17 protein-coding genes and 1 pseudogene are annotated in these 20,698 nt (G+C 69.9%); 6 read left to right on the top strand and 12 right to left on the bottom strand.

Annotated features, from left to right (window positions below):
• Positions 1-17: 17 nt before the first annotated feature.
• From KALB_RS15720 to KALB_RS15695, 6 genes are all read right to left on the bottom strand, one after another.
• Positions 18-2,447 carry a GcvT family protein gene (locus tag KALB_RS15720; RefSeq protein ID WP_025356667.1) on the bottom strand — a complete coding sequence of 810 codons (2,430 nt, stop codon included), beginning with the start codon at positions 2,445-2,447 and terminating at the stop codon, positions 18-20.
• Positions 2,448-2,528: 81 nt separating this feature from the next.
• A complete protein-coding gene (locus KALB_RS15715; RefSeq protein ID WP_025356666.1) occupies positions 2,529-4,034 on the bottom strand; it encodes an APC family permease in 1,506 nt (501 codons plus the stop codon).
• Positions 4,031-5,686, bottom strand: a complete 1,656-nt coding sequence (gene betA, locus KALB_RS15710; protein ID WP_025356665.1) for a choline dehydrogenase — start codon at positions 5,684-5,686, stop codon at positions 4,031-4,033. Before betA ends, KALB_RS15715 begins: the two co-directional genes overlap by 4 nt.
• Before the next feature lie 11 nt (positions 5,687-5,697).
• Complete coding sequence (locus KALB_RS15705) at positions 5,698-7,167, bottom strand: aldehyde dehydrogenase family protein (RefSeq protein ID WP_025356664.1); 1,470 nt, start codon at positions 7,165-7,167, stop codon at positions 5,698-5,700.
• A gap of 82 nt (positions 7,168-7,249) precedes the next feature.
• Positions 7,250-8,404 carry an NAD(P)/FAD-dependent oxidoreductase gene (locus KALB_RS15700; RefSeq protein WP_025356663.1) on the bottom strand — a complete coding sequence of 385 codons (1,155 nt, stop codon included), beginning with the start codon at positions 8,402-8,404 and terminating at the stop codon, positions 7,250-7,252.
• Positions 8,404-8,736, bottom strand: coding sequence for a bifunctional 3-phenylpropionate/cinnamic acid dioxygenase ferredoxin subunit (locus tag KALB_RS15695; protein ID WP_025356662.1), 333 nt, complete (start codon positions 8,734-8,736; stop codon positions 8,404-8,406). Before KALB_RS15695 ends, KALB_RS15700 begins: the two co-directional genes overlap by 1 nt.
• 105 nt (positions 8,737-8,841) lie before the next feature.
• Between KALB_RS15695 and KALB_RS15690 the strand changes: the two genes are divergently transcribed.
• From KALB_RS15690 to KALB_RS15670, 5 genes are all read left to right on the top strand, one after another.
• Entirely contained in the window at positions 8,842-9,633 is a 792-nt protein-coding gene (locus tag KALB_RS15690) for an IclR family transcriptional regulator (RefSeq protein ID WP_081789350.1), read from the top strand.
• Positions 9,634-9,772: 139 nt separating this feature from the next.
• Complete coding sequence (locus KALB_RS15685; protein ID WP_025356660.1) at positions 9,773-10,990, top strand: sarcosine oxidase subunit beta family protein; 1,218 nt, start codon at positions 9,773-9,775, stop codon at positions 10,988-10,990.
• Between the two features lie 16 nt (positions 10,991-11,006).
• Positions 11,007-11,255 carry a sarcosine oxidase subunit delta gene (locus tag KALB_RS15680; protein WP_030111435.1) on the top strand — a complete coding sequence of 83 codons (249 nt, stop codon included), beginning with the start codon at positions 11,007-11,009 and terminating at the stop codon, positions 11,253-11,255.
• Positions 11,252-13,975, top strand: a complete 2,724-nt coding sequence (locus KALB_RS15675) for a 2Fe-2S iron-sulfur cluster-binding protein (protein ID WP_030111436.1) — start codon at positions 11,252-11,254, stop codon at positions 13,973-13,975. The genes KALB_RS15680 and KALB_RS15675 overlap by 4 nt, the downstream gene beginning before the upstream one ends.
• A complete protein-coding gene (locus tag KALB_RS15670) occupies positions 13,965-14,570 on the top strand; it encodes a sarcosine oxidase subunit gamma (RefSeq protein WP_025356658.1) in 606 nt (201 codons plus the stop codon). The genes KALB_RS15675 and KALB_RS15670 overlap by 11 nt, the downstream gene beginning before the upstream one ends.
• On the opposite strand, the gene KALB_RS15665 is transcribed toward KALB_RS15670, so the two are convergent.
• The 4 genes and pseudogenes from KALB_RS15665 to KALB_RS15655 all read right to left on the bottom strand — a co-directional run bounded on the left by KALB_RS15665 (position 14,541) and on the right by KALB_RS15655 (position 17,402).
• Positions 14,541-15,014: a flavodoxin family protein gene (locus KALB_RS15665; RefSeq protein WP_025356657.1), complete on the bottom strand. Its 474-nt coding sequence runs from the start codon at positions 15,012-15,014 to the stop codon at positions 14,541-14,543. The two genes, KALB_RS15670 and KALB_RS15665, sit on opposite strands and share 30 nt — an antisense overlap.
• On the bottom strand, positions 15,011-15,925 hold the full coding sequence (locus tag KALB_RS15660; protein WP_025356656.1) for an RNA polymerase sigma-70 factor: 915 nt from the start codon (positions 15,923-15,925) through the stop codon (positions 15,011-15,013). Before KALB_RS15660 ends, KALB_RS15665 begins: the two co-directional genes overlap by 4 nt.
• A 364-nt stretch (positions 15,926-16,289) precedes the next feature.
• Positions 16,290-16,368: pseudogene (locus KALB_RS50185) on the bottom strand (LLM class flavin-dependent oxidoreductase); the annotation flags it as partial.
• 14 nt (positions 16,369-16,382) lie between these two features.
• On the bottom strand, positions 16,383-17,402 hold the full coding sequence (locus tag KALB_RS15655; RefSeq protein WP_025356655.1) for an aldo/keto reductase: 1,020 nt from the start codon (positions 17,400-17,402) through the stop codon (positions 16,383-16,385).
• A gap of 152 nt (positions 17,403-17,554) precedes the next feature.
• Here KALB_RS15655 and KALB_RS15650 point away from each other — a divergent pair, with 152 nt between their 5' ends.
• The gene (locus KALB_RS15650; RefSeq protein ID WP_025356654.1) at positions 17,555-18,145 is read left to right on the top strand and encodes a TetR/AcrR family transcriptional regulator; all 591 of its coding nucleotides are present in this window, start codon (positions 17,555-17,557) and stop codon (positions 18,143-18,145) included.
• 99 nt (positions 18,146-18,244) lie between these two features.
• Here KALB_RS15650 and KALB_RS15645 read toward each other — a convergent pair whose 3' ends face one another.
• A complete protein-coding gene (locus tag KALB_RS15645) occupies positions 18,245-19,816 on the bottom strand; it encodes a dolichyl-phosphate-mannose--protein mannosyltransferase (RefSeq protein ID WP_052360541.1) in 1,572 nt (523 codons plus the stop codon).
• 131 nt (positions 19,817-19,947) lie between these two features.
• Positions 19,948-20,634, bottom strand: coding sequence for a TetR/AcrR family transcriptional regulator (locus tag KALB_RS15640; RefSeq protein ID WP_025356652.1), 687 nt, complete (start codon positions 20,632-20,634; stop codon positions 19,948-19,950).
• Positions 20,635-20,698: the final 64 nt, after the last annotated feature.

Raw genomic sequence — 20,698 nt, 5'->3', positions numbered from 1 at the left:
GGTCACCTCGTCCTGGGTCAACGGCGGATGCGGGCCATCTCGGGGTCGAACAGCGGCTCTTCGCGGACCGTGGCCGGGATCTTCTCCCCGAAGTACTCGATGGCCACGGCGGTGCCCGGCACGGCGACCGCCGCGGGCAGCCACGCGTAGGCCACGGTGCGGCCGAGGCTGTACCCGTAGGCCGCGCTGGTGACGTAGCCGACCGCGGACCCGTTGGCGTGCACGGGTTCCTTGCCCAGCACCACCGAGTTCGGGTCGTCCACGGTGAGGCAGGTCAGCTTGCGCGCGGGCGTCTCGCGGCCCGCAAGCGCTTGCTTGCCCAGGAAGTCGTCCTTGTCCATGCGCACGGCGAACCCCAACCCCGCCTCGTACGGGTCGTGCTCGGGCGTCATGTCGGTGCCCCAGGCCCGGTAGCCCTTCTCCAGGCGCAGGCTGGTGAAGGCGCTGCGCCCGGCGGCCACCAGGCCGAGGTCGCGCCCTGCCGCCCAGAGCGTGTCCCACAGCTTGAGGCCCTGGTCCGCGCTGGTGTAGAGCTCCCAGCCGAGTTCGCCCACATAGGACAGTCGCATGGCGGTGACCGGCACGGTGCCCAGGTGTGCGCGCTTGGCCCGGAAGTAGCCGAACCCCTTGTGCGAGAAGTCCTGATCCACCAGGGGTTGCACGAGGTCGCGGGCCAGCGGCCCCCACACGCCAAGGCAGCAGGTGCCCGCGGTGATGTCGCGGACCGAGACCTCTGCGGGCGCGTGTCGCAGGAGCCAGTCCAGGTCCAGGTTGCCGTTGGCGCCGACCTGGAAGTGCTGCTCACCGAGCCGGGCCACGGTCAGGTCGCTGCGCACTCCCCCGAACTCGTCCAGCAGCAGCGTGTACGTCACCGCGCCGACTGACTTGGCCAGGTTGTTGGTGGTCATGCGTTGCAGGAACTCCAACGTCCCAGGGCCGCTGATCTCCAGCCGCTTCAACGCGGTCATGTCGTACAGGGCGACTCGCTCGCGAGTGGCTCGCGCCTCGGCGGCGGCGATCGGCGACCAGTAGCGGGCCGCCCACTCGTCGCGCGGTGGCAAGTCGATCCCTTTGCACAGCGGGGAGTTCGCCTCGTACCAGTGCGGGCGCTCCCAGCCGCTGGCCTCCAGGAAGACCGCGCCGAGCTCCTGCTGCCGTTGGTAGAACGGCGACACCCGCAGCGGGCGCGGGGACTCCATGGGCTGCAAGGGATGGATGATGTCGTAGACCTCGACGAAGTTCTGCTTGCCGCGCTCCAGCACGTACTGCGGGGCCAGCTGGAACTGCTCGAACCGGTTCAGGTCGCACTCGTGCACGTCGGTGCGCGGGCGGCCCTCCACCAGCCACTCGGCCATCGCCCTGGCGACTCCCGCGGAGTGCGTCACCCACACCGCCTCGGCCACCCAGAACCCGGCGGCCTCCCGGGACTCGCCCATGAGCGGGAACCCGTCCTGGGTAAAAGAGAAAACCCCGTTGAAGCCCTCGGTGACCTCGGTCTGGCCCAGTGCGGGCAGTAGCCGCACCGAGTGCTGCCACGCGGGCGCGAAGTCTTCCGGCGTGAACTCCAGCATGGACGGCATGACCGCCGCTTGACCGGGTAGCGGCAGGCCATCCACCGCCACCGGCATGGGGTCGTGCCCGTAGTAGCCGATGCCGATCCGGTCCCCGTGCTCGCGGTAGTACAGGTCGCGGTCCTGGTGGCGCAGGATCGGCGCCACGGCCTCCGCCTCGGCACCGGCCAGCGCGGGCACGGGACCGGTCTTGGCGTACTGGTGTGCCAGCGGGGTGAGCGGCACGGTGAGCCCGACCAGCCTGCCCACGGCCGGACCCCAGAAGCCCGCGCAGGACACGAGGATGTCGGCCGCGAAGGCGTCCTGCTCGGTGCGCACCCCGGTGACCCGCCCGCCGGACTGCGTGATCTCCACGACCCGCTGCCCGCCGAGGAAGCGTGCGCCACGCGCCATCGCCCGCCGGGCCTGCGCCTCACCGGCGCGCAGTGCGCTGGCGAGCCCGTCGCTGGGCACGTGGAACCCGCCGAGGATCTGCTCCGGGTCGAGTAGTGCGCACAGCGCAACACATTCCGCAGGGCTCAACAGCGACCCGGGCACGCCCCAGGAGGTGGCCAGCCCCTGCTTGCGTGCCAGGTCCGCCCAGCGCTGCGGGGTGGTGGCCACCTCAAGGCCGCCGACCTGGGTGAAGCAGGGACGGCCAGCCAACTCCAGGGAGCTGTACTTGTCCACGGTGTAGCGCGCGAACTCGGTCATCGTCTTGGAGGGGTTGGTCTGGAACACCAGGCCGGGCGCGTGCGAACTGGACCCGCCCGTGGCGAACAGGGGTCCCTGGTCCAGCACAGTCACGTCGGTCCAACCGCGCTCGGTCAACTCGTCGGCCAGCGCGCAGCCGACGATGCCTGCACCGATGAGCACCACCCGGGGCTGCGCAGACATGGCACCCTCCTCGACCCGTGTTCCGCGATGTGCAACGAGTTGTGCTACACGCAACAGAGTCCCGGTCGGTTCAGACCGGTGTCAAGAGCCATCAGCGGCATGCTCGGCGAGCACGCCTGTCTTGTGCCGCAACACGAACCAGTAGTAGGCGAAGCCACCGAGACCCACCACACCGACCACCAGGAAGGCACCCCACTGGAGGTACCAGTGGTAGGGCGGCGTGGGGTTGTAGACCTCCGACCTGGGCCACGCGAGGTTGAGCGCCATGCCCGCACCCCACAGCACGCCCAGGATGTTGACCGGCAACCCGAAGCGCCCCAGGGAGAACCCGCCGCTGGGCGCGCCCTCCCCCGGCCACCGGCCCCGCAGCCGGGCGATGAGCATGGGCACGGTCACCAGCAGGTACGCCACGTAGATCAGGATCACGCCGATGCTGGTCACCATCTGGAAGATCTGCGGCTGGCCGATGTTGACCACCAGCAGCAGCACCGCGATGAGGCCGACCACCACGGCGGGCACCACCGGGGTCTTCTGCTTGCCGTGCACCTTCGCCAGCAGCGAGCCCGCGGGCAGGTTGTTGTCCCGGGCCATCGCGAACATCATGCGGATCGCCGCGGTGTGCACCGCGAGGATGCACACGGTCACCGCGATCGCCACGGCCACCAGGAAAATCTTGCCCACCACGGGTCCCAGCACGTCCAGCACCACGTACTGCAGGCCGACCGAACTCAGCTCCGGGGCGTTGATGTTGCGCACGGACATCAGCGCGAACAGCAGGATCAGCCCACCGAGCACGAAGGAGGCGACCAGTGCGCGCAGGATCGCCTTGGGCGCGTTGCGCCGGGGATCCACGGTCTCCTCACCGAGCGAACTGGCCGTGTCGAAGCCGTACATGACGTAGGCCGAGGCCAGCGAGCCGACCAGGAACGCCCCGAAGTAGCCCAGGTCGTGCCCGCTGCCCTTGCCCGCGGTGTCCAGGACCACGCTGGGGCCCCGCACCGCGCTGACCGCGAGCAGCACGACCAGCAGCACGGCGGCGACCAGTTCGATGAACACGCCCGCACTGTTGATGCGCGCCATCAGCTTGGTGCTCCACGCGTTGACCAGCGTGCTGAACAGGATCAGCACGCTGCCCAGGATCACGGCGTTCACCGGGGCGTCGTACTCCCCGGTGCCATCACCGACGAACTGGAACACCGAGGAGATCTGCGGCAGGGTGATCTGGTACGCCAGGGCCACCGAGCCGACGGTGACGATCGAGGCGACCAGCATCATCCAGCCCGCTAGCCAGGCCACGTGTGGATTGCCCAGCCGCTTGGACCAGTTGTAGATCGAACCTGCGACCGGGTAGCGCGCGGACAGTTCGGCGAAGCTCAGTGCGACCATCAGCTGGCCGACGAACACCATCGGCCAGCTCCACCAGTTGGCCGGTCCGCCCATGCCGAAGCCGAAGTAGAACATCTGGAAGGTGCCGGTGAGGATGGAGATGTAGCTGATGCCCGCGGCGAAGGTGTGGAAGGTGCCGAGCGTGCGCTCGAACTCCTGCTTGTAGCCCAGTTCCCTTAAGCCGTGCCCGTCTTCACTCATGACCGCTCCTGCGCGCCGTGTCGGTAGAACGGAACCTGCTGCGCGGGCAGCGGGGTGCGTCCCAGGATCAGGTCGGCCGCCTTCTCGGCCATCATCATCACCGGGGCGTAGATGTTGCCGTTGGTGACGTAACGCATCGCCGAGGCGTCCACCACGCGCAGTCCCCGCAGGCCGTGCACCCGCATGTTCTGCGGGTCCACAACGGACAGTTCGTCCACACCCATGCGGCAGGTGCAGGACGGGTGCAGTGCGGTCTCGGCGTCCTTGGCCACCCAGTCCAGGATCTGCTGGTCGGTCCGCACCGAGGGGCCCGGGGAGATCTCGCCCCCGTTGTACGGGTCCATGGCGGGCTGGTCCAGGATGTTCCTGGCCACCCGCACGGCCTCCACCCACTCGCGGCGGTCCTGCTCGGTGGACAGGTAGTTGAACCGGATCGCCGGGTGCACCGAGGGGTCCTTGGAGGTGATCTTCACGTTGCCGCGCGCGTCGGAGTACATCGGGCCGACGTGCACCTGGTAGCCGTGGTCACCGGCGGGCAGCGAGCCGTCGTACCGGATGGCGATCGGCAGGAAGTGGAACATCAGGTTGGGGTAGGCCACGTCCTCGTTGCTGCGCACGAAGCCGCCGCCCTCGAAGTGGTTCGTGGCACCGGGTCCCTTGCGGAACAACCACTGCAAACCGACCCACGGCCGGTTGTACCACTTCAGCCAGGGCGCCATGGACACCGGCTGGGTGCAGGCGTACTGGATGTAGACCTCCAGGTGGTCCTGGAGGTTCTGGCCGACACCGGGCAGGTCGTGCACCACGTCCACGCCCAGCGCGGACAGTTCCGCCGCGTTGCCCACCCCGGACAGCTGCAACAGCTGCGGGGTGTTGATCGCGCCACCGCACAGCACGACCTCGCCCGCACGCACCGTACGCGTCGTGCCACCGCTGCGGTACTCGACGCAGACGGCCTGCTTGCCCTCGAAGAGGATTCGCGTCACGAAGGCACGACATCGCACCGTGAGGTTGGGCCGCTTGCGCACCGGGTGCAGGTAGGCGCGGGCAGCGCTGAGCCTGCGTCCACGGTGGACGTTGCGGTCGAAGGGGGCGAAGCCCTCCTGTTGGTAGCCGTTGACGTCCTTGGTCAGCGGGTAGCCCGCCTGTTCGGTGGCCGCGAAGAAGGCCTTGAACAGTGGCCCGTCGGCCGGGCCCCGCTCCAGCACCAGCGGGCCGTCACCGCCGCGGTACTCGTCGGCACCGGCCAGGCAGTTCTCCATCTTCTTGAAGTAAGGCAGGCAGTGTGCGTAGTCCCAAGTGGACATTCCATCGTCGGCGGCCCAGCGCTGGTAGTCCATCGGGTTGCCGCGCTGGAAGATCATCCCGTTGATGCTGCTGGACCCGCCGAGCAGCTTGCCGCGCGCGTGGTAGACCCTGCGGCCGCGCAGCTCCGGTTCCGGCTCGGACTCGTACTTCCAGTCGTAGAAGCGGTTGCCGATGGGGATGGTCAGCGCCGCGGGCATGTGCACGAACACGTCCCACGGGTAGTCCGAGCGGCCCGCCTCCAGCACCAGCACCCGGTTGCCGGGATCGGCCGAGAGCCGGTTGGCCAGCGCGCTGCCCGCGGACCCGCCACCGACGATGACGAAGTCGTACTGCTCCTGCGTCACGACGTCCTCCTTCAGCCAGCGAACAGCCCGAGCGGGCGGGGATCGGTGTTCTGGTAGACGTGCTTGGCCTCGCGGTACTCGTCCAGTCCGGCGGGCCCGAGCTCGCGCCCGATGCCCGACTGCTTGAAGCCGCCCCACTCCGCCTGCGGCAGGTACGGGTGGTAGTCGTTGATCCACACGGTGCCGTGCCGCAGCGCCGCGGCCACTCGCTGGGCCCGGTCCCCGTCACTGGTCCAGACCGCACCGGCCAGCCCGTAGTCGGTGTCGTTGCCCAGTTCCACGGCCTCCCGCTCGGTGTGGAAGCACTCCGCGGTCAGGATCGGGCCGAAGGTCTCCTCGCGCACGACTCGCATCGAGCGCCGGCAGTCGGCGAAAACCGTTGGGCGGTAGAAGAAGCCGTCGGCGAGTTCGGGCTCGGCCGGGCGACGCCCGCCCGCGAGCAGTCGCGCGCCCTCCGCCAGCGCGGAGGACACGTAGCCCTCGATCTTCTCCCGGTGCGCGGCGGAGATCAGCGGCCCGCTCTCGGTGCCCGCCACCAGCCCACTGCCCAGCCGGATCCGGTCGGCGCGCTCGGCGACGGCCGCCACGAACCCGTCGTACACCGTGTCCTGCACCAGCAGCCGGGCGCCGGCCGAGCAGACCTGCCCCGCGTGCAGGAACACCGCGTTGAGCGCCTGGTCCACCGCGGTCTCCAGGTCGGCGTCGGCGAAGACGATGTTGGGGTTCTTGCCGCCCAGTTCCAGCGCGACCTTCTTCACGTTGCCCGCGGCGGCGATCATGATCTGCCTGCCGGTGACCAGTCCGCCGGTGAAGGACACCAGGTCCACCAGCGGGCTGTCGGCCAGCGGCGCCCCGGCGACCGGACCGGCGCCCAGCACCAGGTTGACCACCCCCTCGGGCACGCCCGCCTCGGCGAGCAGGCCGACCAGCGCGATCGTGGTCAACGGGGTGAGCTCGCTGGGCTTGATCACCATGGTGTTGCCCGCGGCCAGTGCGGGTGCGAGCTTCCAGGAGGCCTGCAACAGCGGGTAGTTCCACGGGGTGATCAGCCCGCAGACCCCGACCGGCTCGTACACGATCCGGCTCACCGCCGTGGGCGAGCCGGTGTCCACGATGCGGCCCGGGTTCTTGTCGGCCAGTGCCGCGTAGTAGCGGAAGACTCGGATCACGTCGTCCACGTCCGCGCGGCTCTCGCCCAGCGTCTTGCCGGTGTCCAGTGTTTCGCTGTGCGCAAGCGTTTCCTTGTCGCGCAACAACAAGTCGGCCACCCGGTCGAGCAGGGCGCCGCGCTCGGCCGCCGGGGTCCTCGGCCAGGTCCCGTGGTCGAAGGCCCGCCGCGCCGCCTCGATCGCGCGCCGGGAGTCGGCCTCAGCGGCCTCCGCGACCTGGGCCAGCTCGCTGCCGTCGAACGGGTTGATCACCGCTCTGGTCTGGCCGTCCTCTGCTGACTCCCACTTGCCATCAATGAACAGCTGCGACACCGGCACCTCGCTTCGACCACTGTTGCTCTATCCGCAACACTGCGCTGATGCCGCAACAGCATCGTGTGTGCGGCGAACTGCGTCAAGTCGTGGGTAAGTGCCTGACCAGCTGACGCCGCCAGCGCCCGAACGCCTTCGCCCGGTTCATCGCCACCACCGCAACGGGTTCGCCCGCCCGCTCGTAGACAGCGAGGAAGGACCGCTCCTCGGGGTCCCCCTCCACCACGCGCACAGCGTCCCCAGGGGCGCGGTGCCCGGCGAACTGGATCCGCACCCCGTACTGGTCAGACCAGAAATAGGGCGCCGCGGTGTGCACGTGCCTGCCGCGCTCCCCGTCCAACAGGGTCGCCGCGGCGACGGTGGGCTGTTCCAGGGCGTTGGTCCAGTGCTCGACCCGCTCCCCGTGCACGGCCGCGCAGTCCCCGACCGCGACGACGTGGCCGAGGTTGGTCGCGCAGGAGGTGTCGGTGATCACCCCGTTGCCGAGTACGAGCCCCGAGCCGGCCAGCCACTCGGTGTTGGGCACGGCGCCGATGCCCACGACCACGACGTCCGCGGGCAGGACAGTGCCATCGACCAGGCGCACACCCTCCACCTTGCTGGCTCCCACGAGCTCGCGCACGCCGACACCGGTCAGCAGGCGCACACCGTTCTCCCCGTGCAGACGAGCGCACAACTGGCCCATCTCGAGGCCGAACTGGCGGGCCAGCGGTACCGGATCGGCCTCCACCACCGTCACGTCCAGACCGAGAAGCCTTGCCGTGGAAGCGACTTCGGCCCCGATGAAGCCCGCCCCGATGATCACCAGCCGAGCGCCTGGCAGCAGGTCCGCGCGCAGTGCCACGGCGTCGTCCAGGGTGCGCAGGCAGTGCACCCGATCGAGTCCCCCACCACCGGGCAGCGCACGTGCCCTCGCGCCGGTGGCCAGGACCACGCCGTCACAGCGGAGCGAGTCCTCAGTGGACAGCAGCACCGACCGGTCCGCCGCGTTGATCCGCACGGCGCGGGTGCCCAGCCGCCACTGGACCTCCAGCGCCTCGTCCTGGTCGCCGAGCAGGTCCAGTGAGCCCGCGGTTGCCTTGCCCGCCAGGAAGTCCTTGGACAGTGGCGGCCGGTCGTAGGGCTGGTGCCGCTCCTCGCCGACCACCACCAGGTGACCGTCGTAGCCCTGCGCGCGCAGCGCCCGCACCGCCGAGAGCCCGGCCAGCGAGGCGCCGACGACGACCACGGTGCGCACTACGCGACCTCGGCCGGGGCGTCCACCACCACGTAGAGGGTTCCGTCCTGCACTACCACCGGATAGGTCCGCACGGGTCTGGTCGCGGGTGGACCGCTGGGCAGGCCGGTGCGCAGGTCGAAGCAGGCCGCGTGCAGCGGGCACTCCACCGCGCAGCCCTCCAGCCAGCCCTCGGCCAGCGAGGCGTCCTGGTGTGTGCAGGTGTCGTCGATGGCGTAGTAGCCGCCGCCCGCGTCCTGCTCGACGTGGAACACCGCGATCGGGATGTCGGTGTGGACGATGCGGACGGACTCCCCGTGGGGGAGGTCGTCGACGTTGCACACGGGGACCATCGACGCCTCCGTTGCGTAATGCACAACAGGTTGTGTTACACGCAACAGAGTGGACACCGGCCGCGCCCGCCGTCAAGAGGGCAGCGACTCAACTAGAGTCTGCTCATGGTTAGCAGCGGTGACGCTCGTGCCGTCAATGGTCCGGCCGCACTCGTGCAATCCGTCGATCGGGCGGTGTCGGTGCTGGAACTGCTGGCCCAGCACGGCGAACTCGGCATCACCGAGCTGGCCGCCGAACTGGGTGTGCACAAGTCCACCGCCTTCCGCCTGGTCGCCGTCCTGGACGGCCGGGGCCTGGTCGAACAGACCACCGACCGGGGCAAGTACCGCCTCGGCTTCGGCATCGTGCGACTCGCCGGGGCGACAACCGCCCAGATGGACCTGTCCCGGGAGAGCCGCCCGGTGTGCGAGCAGCTGGCCGCGGCCGTCGGCGAGACGGTGAACGTGGCCATCCTCGACGGCGGGTTCGTGATCAACGTCAGCCAGAGCCGGGGCACCGCCGCGGTGGCCAGCCAGAACTGGATCGGGCAGCGCACCCCGTTGCACGCCACCTCCAGCGGCAAGGTGCTGCTGGCCTACCAGCCGCGCGAGGTGCGCGAGAACCTGCTCGCCCAGCCGCTGGCCGCCTACACCGACCTCACCATCACCGACCCGGCCCAGTTGCGGGTGGCGCTCAAGGACATCCAGCGGTCCGGCTGGGGCTACACCTCCGGCGAACTGGAGGTCGGGCTCAACGCGGTCGCGGCCCCGGTCCGCAGCGCGGACGGCGAGGTGGTCGCCGCGCTGAGCGTGTCCGGCCCGGCCTACCGGCTGGTGGACGACCGGTTCGCCGAGGTCGCCGCGGCCGCCGTGCGGGGCGCCGCGGAGGTCAGCGCCCGCCTGGGCTTCACCGGCTGAGCGGGACTCGGCCCCGGCTGAGCGGGACTCGCGCGCCGGAGAGCGGGACTCGCGGGGCTCAGCCGGTTGGGTGTTGTGCAGTGCGCAACACGGCGCTTAATCTGCAACAACCTGGCTGGCTCCGCCGAGAGGGGGCGCTGTGTCCGCCGTGCTGCCCGAGCACCCCGAGTTCCTGTGGCGCAACCCCGATCCCCGGCGCTCCTACGAGGTCGTGATCGTCGGCGGTGGCGGGCACGGTCTGGCCACCGCGTACTACCTGGCCCGCAACCACGGCATCACCAACGTGGCCGTGCTGGAGCGCGGGTGGCTCGCGGGCGGCAACATGGCCCGCAACACCACGATCATCCGCTCCAACTACCTGTGGGACGAGAGCGCGGCGATCTACGAGCATGCCCTCAAGCAGTGGGAGGCCCTGCCCGAGGAGCTGGACTACGACTTCCTGTTCAGCCAACGGGGAGTCCTCAACCTGGCGCACACCCCGCAGGACGTCCGCGAGGGCGTGCGCCGGGTGAACGCCAACCAGCTCAACGGGGTGGACGCCGAGTGGCTGAACCCCGACCAGGTCAAGGAGTTCTGCCCGATCGTCGACATCTCACCCGGGGTCCGCTACCCGGTGCTGGGCGCGACCCTGCAACCGCGCGCGGGCATCGCCAAGCACGACCACGTGGCCTGGGCCTTCGCCCGCACGGCCGACGAGCACGGCATCGACCTGATCCAGGACTGCGAGGTCACCGGCTTCCTGCGCGACGGGGACAAGATCCTCGGCGTGCAGACCACGCGCGGGCCGATCATGGCGGACCGGATCGGGCTCGCCGCCGCCGGGCACACCAGCGTGCTGGCCGGGCTCGCCGGGTTACGTCTTCCCCTACAGAGCCACCCCTTGCAGGCGCTGGTGTCCGAACTGCTGGAACCGGTGCACCCGTGCGTGGTCATGTCCAACCACGTGCACGTCTACGTCAGCCAGGCACACAAGGGCGAACTGGTGATGGGCGCCGGGGTGGACCCGTACAACTCCTACGCCCAGCGGGGTTCGGTGCACGTCATCGAGCGCCAGATGGCCGCCGCGCTGGAACTGTTCCCGATCTTCGCGCGGGCGCACGTGATCCGCACCTGGGGCGGCATCGTGGACGTCACCCCGGACGCCTCGCCGATCATCGGCGCGACCCCGCTGGCCAACCTGTTCGTCAACTGCGGCTGGGGAACCGGCGGGTTCAAGGCCACCCCGGCCTCGGGCTGGGTGTACGCGCACACCCTGGCCACCGGGCGAGCGCACCCGCTCAACGAGCCCTTCGCCCTGGAGCGGTTCACCACCGGCGCGCTGATCGACGAGCACGGCGCCGCCGCCGTCGCGCACTGAAGGAGGATCACCGGCGATGCTGCTCATCCCGTGCCCGTGGTGCGGCGACCGCGACGAGACCGAGTTCCACTACGGCGGCCAGGCGCACGTCGCGTACCCGCAGTCCCCGGACGCCCTGTCCGACGCCCAGTGGGCCGAGTACCTGTTCGTGCGGGACAACCCGAAGGGCGAGTTCGCCGAGCGCTGGTGCCACAACGCGGGCTGCCGACGGTGGTTCAACCTCGTGCGCGACACCGCCACGCACCAGATCGTGGTGCAGCGGTGACCGCGCACCGGCTGCCCAACGGGGGCCGGGTGGACCGAGCAGCACCGGTCCGGTTCACCTATGACGGCAAGCGGTACACCGGCTTGCGGGGTGACACCCTCGCCTCGGCGCTGATCGCCAACGGGGTGCTCGAAGTGGCGCCGAGCAGCTACCGCGGGCGGCCACGGGGCATCGTCACCGCAGGTGTGGACGAACCCAACGCGCTGGTGCTGGTGGACGGCTCGCTACTACCCGCGACCACACTCGAACTGCACGACGGACTGAGTGCCACCGGACGCAGCGGCGTGGGTCGGCTGACCGACTCGACCGACTCGACCGACTCGGTCCGCCACGACAAGCGATACGTGCACTGCGACGTGCTCGTGGTGGGCGGCGGACCGGCCGGGCTGGCGGCTGCGCAGGCGGCCGGACGGACCGGTGCGCGCACGATCCTCGCCGACGAGCGGACCGAACTCGGCGGCACCCTGTTGGCGACCAAGGGGTTCGACCTGTCCTGGCCCGGGCTCGCCGAGTTCCCGGAGACCCGGGTGCTGTCGCGGACCACCGCGGTGGGGTACTACGACCAGAACTACGTGGTGTTGGCGCAGCGGAACACGTTGTGGCACGTCCGGGCGAAACGTGTCGTGCTGGCAACGGGTGCGCACGAACGACCGCTGGTGTTCGCCGACAACGACCGCCCCGGGGTGATGCTGGCCTCCGCGGTCCGCGAGTACGTCAACCGGTACGCGGTGGCCCCCGGACAGAACATCGTGCTCGCCACCACCAACGACAGCGCCTACCAGGTCGCGCTGGACCTGATCGCGGCGGGCATCACCGTATCGGCCATTGTGGACAGTCGGCCGGAACCACCTGCGGCACTGGTGAACCAGGTCGGCGTCGAGGTGATCACCGGGTCAGCGGTCACCGGCACCGAGGGACGACACCGGGTCAGTGCCGTCCACATCGGACCTGACCGCAGCATCCCGTGCGATCTGCTCGCGGTGTCCGGGGGCTGGAACCCCGCCGTGCACCTGTTCTCCCAGGCACAGGGCAGGGTCCGCTACGAGGAGCGGATCGCCGCCTTCGTGCCGGACACCTGTCCGCAGGACCTGGAGGTCGTCGGCGCCGCGAACGCCACCTACGAGCTGGCCGCCTGCCTGGCCGAGGGGGCGGCGGCCGGTGCGCGTGCCGCACACCTCGCGGGGTTCGGCGGCGGGACCGCCCCGGAGCTGCCGCCAGTACCGACCGAGTCGGATTCGGCGCACCGTCCGGTGTGGATGGTGGAGGGCGACGAGACCTTACAGTTCATTGACCTGCAAAGGGACTCGACAGTCGCCGACATCCGGCGCGCCACCGGGGCAGGCCTGCGGTCGGTGGAGCACGTCAAGCGCTACACGACCGTCGGCACCGGTCTGGACCAGGGCCGTACGGGCGGGGTCCCAGCGATCGGGGTCATCGCCGAACTGCTCGGTGCGAGCAGCCCGGGCGAGGTCGGCACCACCACGTATCGCCCGCCGTACACGCCGGTTTCCTTCGCACTGCTGGCAGGCCGGGATCGGGGCGAGCTGCACGACCCGATCCGGCGCACGGCGATGCACTCCTGGCACGTGGCGCACGGCGCGGTGTTCGAGGACGTTGGGCAGTGGAAGCGCCCGCACCACTACCCCCGCGCCGGGGAGGACGCGCAGGCCGCGGTGCTGCGCGAGTGCACAGCCGCCCGCACCGGCGTGGCCATGATGGACGCCTCCACCCTGGGCAAGATCGAAGTGCAGGGGCCGGACGCGGGCGAGTTCCTGAACCGCATGTACACCAACGCCTTCGCGAAGCTGGCGATCGGCTCGTGCCGGTATGGCATGCTCTGCCGCGCGGACGGCATGGTGTTCGACGACGGCGTGGTGCTGCGGCTGGCTGAGGACCGGTACCTGACCACCACGACCACCGGCAACGCCGCCGCCGTGCTGGACTGGTTCGAGGAGTGGCAGCAGACCGAGTGGCCCGAACTGCGCGTGCGGTTCACCTCGGTCACCGAGCAGTGGGCGACGATCGCCGTGGTGGGGCCGGGATCCCGCGCGGCGTTGACCCCGCTGCTGCCGGACCTGGACCTGTCCGCGGCGGCGTTCGGGTTCATGACCTTCCGCGACACCGTGCTGTGCAACGGAGTCCCGGCCCGGGTCGCGCGCGTCTCGTTCTCCGGCGAGCTCGCGTTCGAGATCAACGTGGCCACCTGGCACGGCCTGAGCACCTGGGAACTGGTCGCCAACACGGGCGCCACGCCGTACGGCACCGAGACGATGCACGTGCTGCGCGCGGAGAAGGGCTTCGTGATCGTCGGGCAGGACACCGACGGCACGGTGACCCCACAGGACCTCGGCATGGACTGGATCGTGTCCAAGCGCAAGGACTTCGTTGGCAGGCGGTCGTTCTCCCGTCCCGACACGGCCCGTCCCGACCGCAGGCAACTGGTCGGCCTGCTGCCGGTGGACCCGGACGATCTGCTGCCCGAGGGCGCGCAACTGGTGGCCGGTGGCGTGCCGCTGACCCCGCCCGTGCCGATGCTGGGCCACGTGACCTCCAGCTACCGCAGCGCCGCCCTGGGCCGGACCTTCGCACTGGCGCTGGTCGCGGGCGGTCGTGACCTGATCGGCCGGGAACTGCTTGCCCCGCTTGGGAATCGCGTCATCACCGCCACCGTGACCGAGCCGATCTTCTACGACCCGGAGGGGACTCGCCGTGACGGTTGAGCCGCGCCGCAGCCCGCTCGACGGGCTGGACGTGCACCGCGAGGGCGTGCGGCTGCGCGAACTGCCGTTCCCGAGTCAGGTCGACCTGCGCCTGGATCCCGTTGGCACCGCGGCGAACCGGGTCGCGCAGTCGCTGGGCACCCCACTGCCGGTGGTGCCGAACACCGTGGTCGTGTCCGGCGACCGGCACACCTTGTGGCTCGGGCCCGACGAGTGGCTGGTGGTCGGCCCGGACGGGGACGCGCCGGTGGTCGTGCGGGCGCTGCGCGAGGCGTTGGGCACCGAACCTGGCTCCGTGGTCGACGTGTCCGCCAACCGGGTCGTGCTGGAGCTGTCCGGCGCGCGGGCTCGGGACGTGCTCGAACAGGGCTGCTCGATCGACCTGCACCCGCGTGCGTTCGGGCCCGAACGATGTGCGCAGACCCTGCTCGCCCGGGCCAATGTCCTGCTGTATCAGGTGAACGAAATGCCGACCTACTGGGTCATGGTCCGCCCCTCGTTCGCCGAGTACCTGGTCAGCTGGCTGCTCGACGCGGCACGGTGTCCGCGTGTGGGAGCTGACCGGTCAGGGCGTGGCACCGATCCGAGCTCGTAGCCCTTCGGCGAAGGTGCGCGCCGCCTCCAGATCGGTGGCGTTGGGCCGTCCCTTGTTGATACCGCCGACAAGCCTGAACGGGAGCCAGGTGTCGAACCCGCGACACGAGAAGGTGTCGTCCACTTCGAAGCCCTTGCGCTTGAGCAGCCGCGCCAGGGGCCGTGTGAAGGGCCGGATCCGCGATTCGGGCAATCCACTGGTGGCGAACACGAACGCCCTGCCTCGTTCCCCCTCCGGGAGCGACTGGGCGAACCGGCGCAGTCGTGGGTGGAACTTCCGCAAGAAGATCCCTGAACCGAATCCCACGAGGTCGTAGGTGGCGAGCTCGGCCGCATCGATCTGCTCCGGGGCGACAACGGCGGCCTCCAGGACCTGGGCCATGGCCTCGGCGATCCGCTTGGTGTTGCCATGGGATGCGGAGGCGCACACGATGACGGTCTTCATGGCGAAACTCCTTTCACATCGGGCTTCGTGGGCCGGTCGAGGGGGCGCGGCACCTCGGCGGTGCGCAGCTTGTCTGGGTTGCGGACCGCGTACAGCCCGGTGATGCGGTCCCCGGTCAGCTCGACCATGAGGACGGAGTCGAGGCGCCCTTCACCACCGGACCGGAACAGCACCGCGGGCAGCGCGTTGAAGCTGCCGAACTCGGCGTGCATGTCCGCCATGCTGCGCTGGGCGAGCCCGACCACGTACTTGGCGACCTGCTCGGCGCCGAAGATCGGGCGGCGAGCGGCGGCGACGTGCCCGCCGCCGTCGGAGATCTGGACGACGTCAGGAGCGAGCACGTCCATCAGGGCGTGGACGTCCCCGGTGCGGGCGGCCAGCAGGAACCGGTCGACCACCGCCCGGCTGGCGCCGGTGTCGGGCTGGAAGCGTTTGCGGCGGGCCTGAACGTGTTGGCGGGCCCGGTGCGCGATCTGGCGCACGCTGGTGTCGGTCTTGCCGATCATGTCGGCGATCTCGACGAGGCTGTGGCCGAACACCTCGGACAGTACGAACACGGCTCGCTCGGTCGGGCCGAGTGTTTCCAGCACGAGCAGCATGGCCATCGACACCGACTCGGCCAGGAGGATGTCGTGACTGGCGTCGTGCTCGGTGCGGATCGGTTCGGGCAGCCAGTTGCCCACGTAGTCCTCACGGCGGCGGCGTGCGGACCGCAACTGGTTGAGTGCCTGCCGCGTGACGATCTGCACCAGGTAGGCGCGCGGGTGCGTCACCGCGTCCGGGTGGATGTCGCGCCAGCGAAGATAGCTGTCCTGCACCACGTCTTCGGCGTCGGCCGCACTGCCCAGGATCTCGTAGGCGATCGTGAACAGCAGTGGCCGCAACTGGTCGAACGCGTCCCGCTCGCTCATCGGGCTGCGGTTGGGATCGGAGTGGGAAGCCACCGGTAGGCACGCGGGAACCGCATCGAGGTGACGGTGCAACGGCGAACTCGTTCTTCGACCACCGCCGCCACCCGCGGTCGCACGCCAGGACGCGGCAGACCACTCAACGTCCGCACCACGCCGACAACCAGCACCCGCGCCAACAGAACCACCTCCGGTCAGCTCGACCTCACACCTCGAGGACACCACTCGCACGGCGACCGTGACATCAGAGCAATGTGCTTGCGGTCACAGTAACTGTGCGACTGGCCGACGTGGTGATGAGCTCGGCGGGTTAGGGCGCTGGCAGTCCGAGGACGATGTGCCCGAAGCCAGCATCGATCGCCTCGCCGATCGGGTGGCTGGGTCGTGAGCCTGCGCCGATACCGAAGTCGAGCCGTCCCCCGGGGGACGATGTCGACGGTCGCGGCGAACTGGAGGACGGTCAGCGGCGCCGCAGTGACGGGTCGAGCAGGGCGGGCGGGGTGTCGTGCTTCTCGTGTGCGGCAAGGTCGACACCGGGAGCGACGATGGCGTCGATCGCGTCGAGTACGTCGGCGGAGAGCACCGTGTCGGCGGCGGCGAGTTGCGAGTGCAGGTGGTCCAGCGTGCGGGGGCCGATGATCGCGCTGGTCACGGCGGGATGCGCGGTCACGAATCCGAGCGCGAGCTGGATCATGGTCAGGTCGGCCTCGGCGGCGACCTTGGCCAACTGCTCGACGGCGTCGAGCCTGGCCCGGTTGGCGGGGATGGTGGTGTCGAAGCGTTGCGGCATGAACGTCGAGCGGCTGGTGGTGATCTCCCGGCCCTCGCGGATCGCGCCCGACAACCAGCCCGAGGCCAGCGGGCTCCACACCAACACACCGAGCCCGTACTGCTCGGTCACGGGCAGCACATGGGATTCGATGCCGCGTTGCAGGATCGAGTAGCTGGGCTGTTCGGTGACGTAGCGGCTCAGGTGGTGCTCGCGGGCGGCCCACTGGGCTTGCACGAGGCGGTACGCGGGGAAGGTCGAGGAGCCGAAATAGCGGATCTTTCCCGCGCGCTGGAGATCGGTCAGGGCCGACAGCGTCTCCTCGTCGCTGGTGGCCGGGTCCCACCGGTGGATCTGGTAGAGATCGACGTGGTCGACACCGAGGCGGCGCAGGCTGTCGTCCAACTCGGTGACCAACCAGCGGCGCGAGCTGCCCTGGTGGTTGCGCTCCTCGCCCATGGGCATGCCCGCCTTCGTGGCCAGCACGACCTCGTCGCGACGGCCGGCGATGGCTTTGCCGACCATCACTTCCGACTCGCCGCCGCTGTACATGTCGGCGGTGTCGATGACGTTGATCCCGCCCTCGAGAGCGGCGTGGACGACAGCTGTGGCCTCGTCCTGGGTGGTGCGCCCGAGCTTGCCGAAGTTCATCGCGCCGAGCGCGAGGGAGCTGACCTGCACACCGGTGCGGCCCAAGGTGCGGTACTGCATGACCGTGTTCCTCCATTGCGGGTGAGGCGTGGCGACGGCGCGCGGGTTGGCTGCCGGGCCCGCGCTCTGACATCATGAGCAAGCGGAACCTTGCTCCGGTAACAATACGGAACGCGGTTCCGCTTAGCAAGCTCGGCAGCGGAGGGAGCGCGGTGAACGGCAGCGACGAGGGCGCGGGGCACGCGGCCCGGTCCAAGCGGGCGGACGCCCGGCGTAACGAGGAGACCCTGCTCGACGCGGCCGCCGCGGTCTTCGTCACCTCAGGCGTGGAGGCGCCGGTGCGCGACATCGCGGCCAAGGCCGGGGTCGGGATGGGCACGATCTACCGCCACTTCCCGACTCGGGCGGATCTGATCATCGCCGTCTACCGGCACCAGGTCGAGGCCTGCGCCGAGGCCGGTCCCGCCCTGCTGGAGACCAGCGCGACCCCGCACGCCGCGCTCGGGCAATGGATCAACCTCTTCGTTGACTTCCTGGTCACCAAGCACGGACTCGCCGCCGTGCTCCAGTCCGACAACGCCGGCTTCGACACGCTGCACGCCTACTTCCTCGACCGCCTCGTGCCCGTGTGCACCCAACTGCTCGACGCCGCAGCCAGTTCCGGCGAGATTCGCTCCGACCTGGATGCCTACGAGCTCATGCGCGGCGTCGGGAACCTCTGCATAGGCGCCGAACACGATTCCCGCTACGACGCACGCCGACTGGTCGAGCTCCTCATCGCCGGACTACGCCGACCACACTGACTCGTTGGCTGGGCACAAGGCATTGTGCCTTGAGCACGGCGGTGCAGGACCGTATCGCGCTCGACCTCGGTGGGGCTGTGGGGTTCCAGCACCGAGGGCTCAGCGCCAACTGGGGAGCCAGAGCTCGGCTTGCCACTGGGCGGCGCTGATCGGTACCCCGTTGAGCACCGGCCACAGCCACACGAAGTTGGCCACCACCAGGCCGACGTAGCTGGCCACCACCAACAAGCCGGTACCGCGGCGTTCCGCGCCGGCCCGAGCGCGGCCGAGGATGTCACCGCAGGCCAACACCAGGCCGAGCACCAGGAACGGGGCCATCGGCGTGGTGTAGAAGAAGAACATCTGCCGGTCGATCTCGACGAACCAGGGCAGCAGGTCGGCCAGGTAGGCCACCAGCACGGCCGTGTACCGCCAGTCCAGGCGGGCGAAGGCACGCCACAGCGACCAGCCGATCATCGGCAACGCCAGCCACCACATGGCCGGGGTGCCGATCAGCATCTGCGCGCTGACGCACTGGCTGGAGCCGCAGCCCGCCGCGTACGGGCTGGGGGTCTGCTCGATGTAGTAGAGCATCGGCCGTAGACCCATCGGCCAGGTCCACGGCTTGGACTCCCACGGGTGGGTGCCGATCCCCTGCGCGCCGGTGATCAGCGTTTCGTGGAAGTGCAGCACGTTGCCCTCGTAGAACAGGAACGAGCGCAGTGCGTCGGGGATCCAGCTGATCGCCTGGACCTGGTTGCCGACCGCGTGCCGGTCCACCCCGCTCTCGCTGCCGAACCAGGCCCACCACGATCCGAGGTAGACCAGCACGGCGACGCCGACGATCGCCCACAACGCGGGCAGCACGTCCCGCACCAGCGCGCCGACCCAGGGCCGCTCGACCCCCGCCGCCCGGCGCGAGGTGGCGTCCCAGATCACCGTGAGCAGGCCGAACGCGGCGATGTAGTAGAGGCCGTTCCACTTCACCGCGCACATCAGGCCGAGCGAGACCCCGGCGGCGAACCGCCACCAGCGGAACCCGAGCCGAGGGCCGAAGACCGACTCGGCGACCCAGCCCTCGTGCAGCGCGGTGGCCAACCGGCCGCGCACCTGGTCCCGGTCGACCAGCAGGCAGCCGAAGGCGACCACCACGAACAGCGCGCCGAAGATGTCCAGCATGCCCATGCGCGACTGCACGTGGCTGACCCCGTCGCAGATCAGCAGCACCCCCGCCAGCGCGCCAAGCAGGGTGGACCGGGTCAGCCGACGGCCGATCCACACGACCAGGAAGACGCAGATCGTGCCAGCCAGCGCTGAGGCGAACCGCCAGCCGATCGCGTCGTAGCCGAACAGCCACTCGCCGATCGCGATCAGGTACTTGCCCAGCGGCGGGTGCACCACCACCTCGTAGCCGGGATTGTTCTCGTAGCCGCCGTTGCGCAGCATCTCCCACGCCTGCACCACGTAGTACTTCTCGTCGAACACCGGGGTGCCCCGGTCGGTCGGCCAGCCGAGGTTCCAGAACCGCACGATGGCGCCGAGCAGACTCACCGACAGGGTGACCAGCCAGCCGCGCAGCCGATCGGTCGGCATCGGCGGCCCCAACCGCAGCGCCGGGGCGACTGTGAGTGGCGGATCGATCGGTGGCGCTTCGCCGACATCGACCACACTGTCCCTGCGTTCGCTGGCCATCACCACCCGGCCGATCCTAGGAGTCGGGCGGGCAAGCTGTTGTCCATTCGCGGTGATCTTGTCGGGGTGGCCACGGCCTGCCCGTGAGACTTCGAGGCCCCACAGCGCAGGCGCGGGCACAGGTCATCCGCTCACGGCCTCGGTGAGCCGAAGACCTCGTGCAGGCTGAGCGGGACGGGCGGCGGCAAGGGCTTGGCCGGAACGGCGTGGACGGCTCGCAAACCGTCGAGCAGGTACGCGACGAGTCGTCGGGACGCGGCCGGGGCCGTTTCGGCGGTCGCGGCGATGATTCCGCAGTTGGCCATGAGCAGCAGCGTGAGGTCGTCCTGCGCGAAGTCGGCGCGCAGCCGCCCGTTCTCCTTGGCGCGCCTGGTCAACTCGGCGAAACCACGCAGGGCGCGGTCGCGTTCCTGTTCGACGTCGAACGCCCCGGGGAACGCGGCGACGACCGCCGCGCTGAAGCCCCGGTCGACGGCCTGCATGGCGCACACCCTCTCGATGACGGTGCAGAACCCTCGCCACGGGTCCGGATCGGCCAGCGCGTCGTCCACGACCGACACGCATGCCGCGAACTGGTCGGCGAACACCTCGGTGATCAGCGACTCCCTCGTGGGAAAGCGGCGGTAGAGGGTCGCGACGCCCACTCCGGCGTGCCGGGCGACAGCGGCCATCGGCACGTCGAGCCCGCGTTCGGCGAACAGCTTCCGGGCGACCTCGAGGATGCGGTTGCGGTTGCGCACCGCGTCGGCGCGCAATCCCGCCGCTTCATCGGGCTCGACTCCCGACCTGGTCCGCATGTGAGGTGCCTCAGCGCTCATCTCTCTCACTTTAGGTCAAACGGACGGGGTACTCCACTTGGGCTGCTACCGTCGATCATCACTG

Source organism: Kutzneria viridogrisea DSM 43870, assembly GCF_000525635.1.
Taxonomy (GTDB): domain Bacteria; phylum Actinomycetota; class Actinomycetes; order Mycobacteriales; family Pseudonocardiaceae; genus Kutzneria; species Kutzneria viridogrisea.
This window is presented reverse-complemented; position numbering and strand designations above follow the sequence as displayed.

Excerpts from the sequence above, each read along its gene's own strand:
- KALB_RS15720 (WP_025356667.1), bottom strand. The coding sequence starts at position 2,447 with ATGTCTGCGCAGCCCCGGGTGGTGCTCATCGGTGCAGGCATCGTCGGC.
- KALB_RS15655 (WP_025356655.1), bottom strand. The coding sequence starts at position 17,402 with ATGCAGTACCGCACCTTGGGCCGCACCGGTGTGCAGGTCAGCTCCCTC.
- KALB_RS15660 (WP_025356656.1), bottom strand. The coding sequence starts at position 15,925 with ATGAGCGAGCGGGACGCGTTCGACCAGTTGCGGCCACTGCTGTTCACG.
- KALB_RS15715 (WP_025356666.1), bottom strand. The coding sequence starts at position 4,034 with ATGAGTGAAGACGGGCACGGCTTAAGGGAACTGGGCTACAAGCAGGAG.
- KALB_RS15695 (WP_025356662.1), bottom strand. The coding sequence starts at position 8,736 with ATGGTCCCCGTGTGCAACGTCGACGACCTCCCCCACGGGGAGTCCGTC.
- KALB_RS15665 (WP_025356657.1), bottom strand. The coding sequence starts at position 15,014 with ATGAAGACCGTCATCGTGTGCGCCTCCGCATCCCATGGCAACACCAAG.
- KALB_RS15690 (WP_081789350.1), top strand. The coding sequence starts at position 8,842 with ATGGTTAGCAGCGGTGACGCTCGTGCCGTCAATGGTCCGGCCGCACTC.
- KALB_RS15640 (WP_025356652.1), bottom strand. The coding sequence starts at position 20,634 with ATGAGCGCTGAGGCACCTCACATGCGGACCAGGTCGGGAGTCGAGCCC.
- KALB_RS15680 (WP_030111435.1), top strand. The coding sequence starts at position 11,007 with ATGCTGCTCATCCCGTGCCCGTGGTGCGGCGACCGCGACGAGACCGAG.
- KALB_RS15645 (WP_052360541.1), bottom strand. The coding sequence starts at position 19,816 with ATGGCCAGCGAACGCAGGGACAGTGTGGTCGATGTCGGCGAAGCGCCA.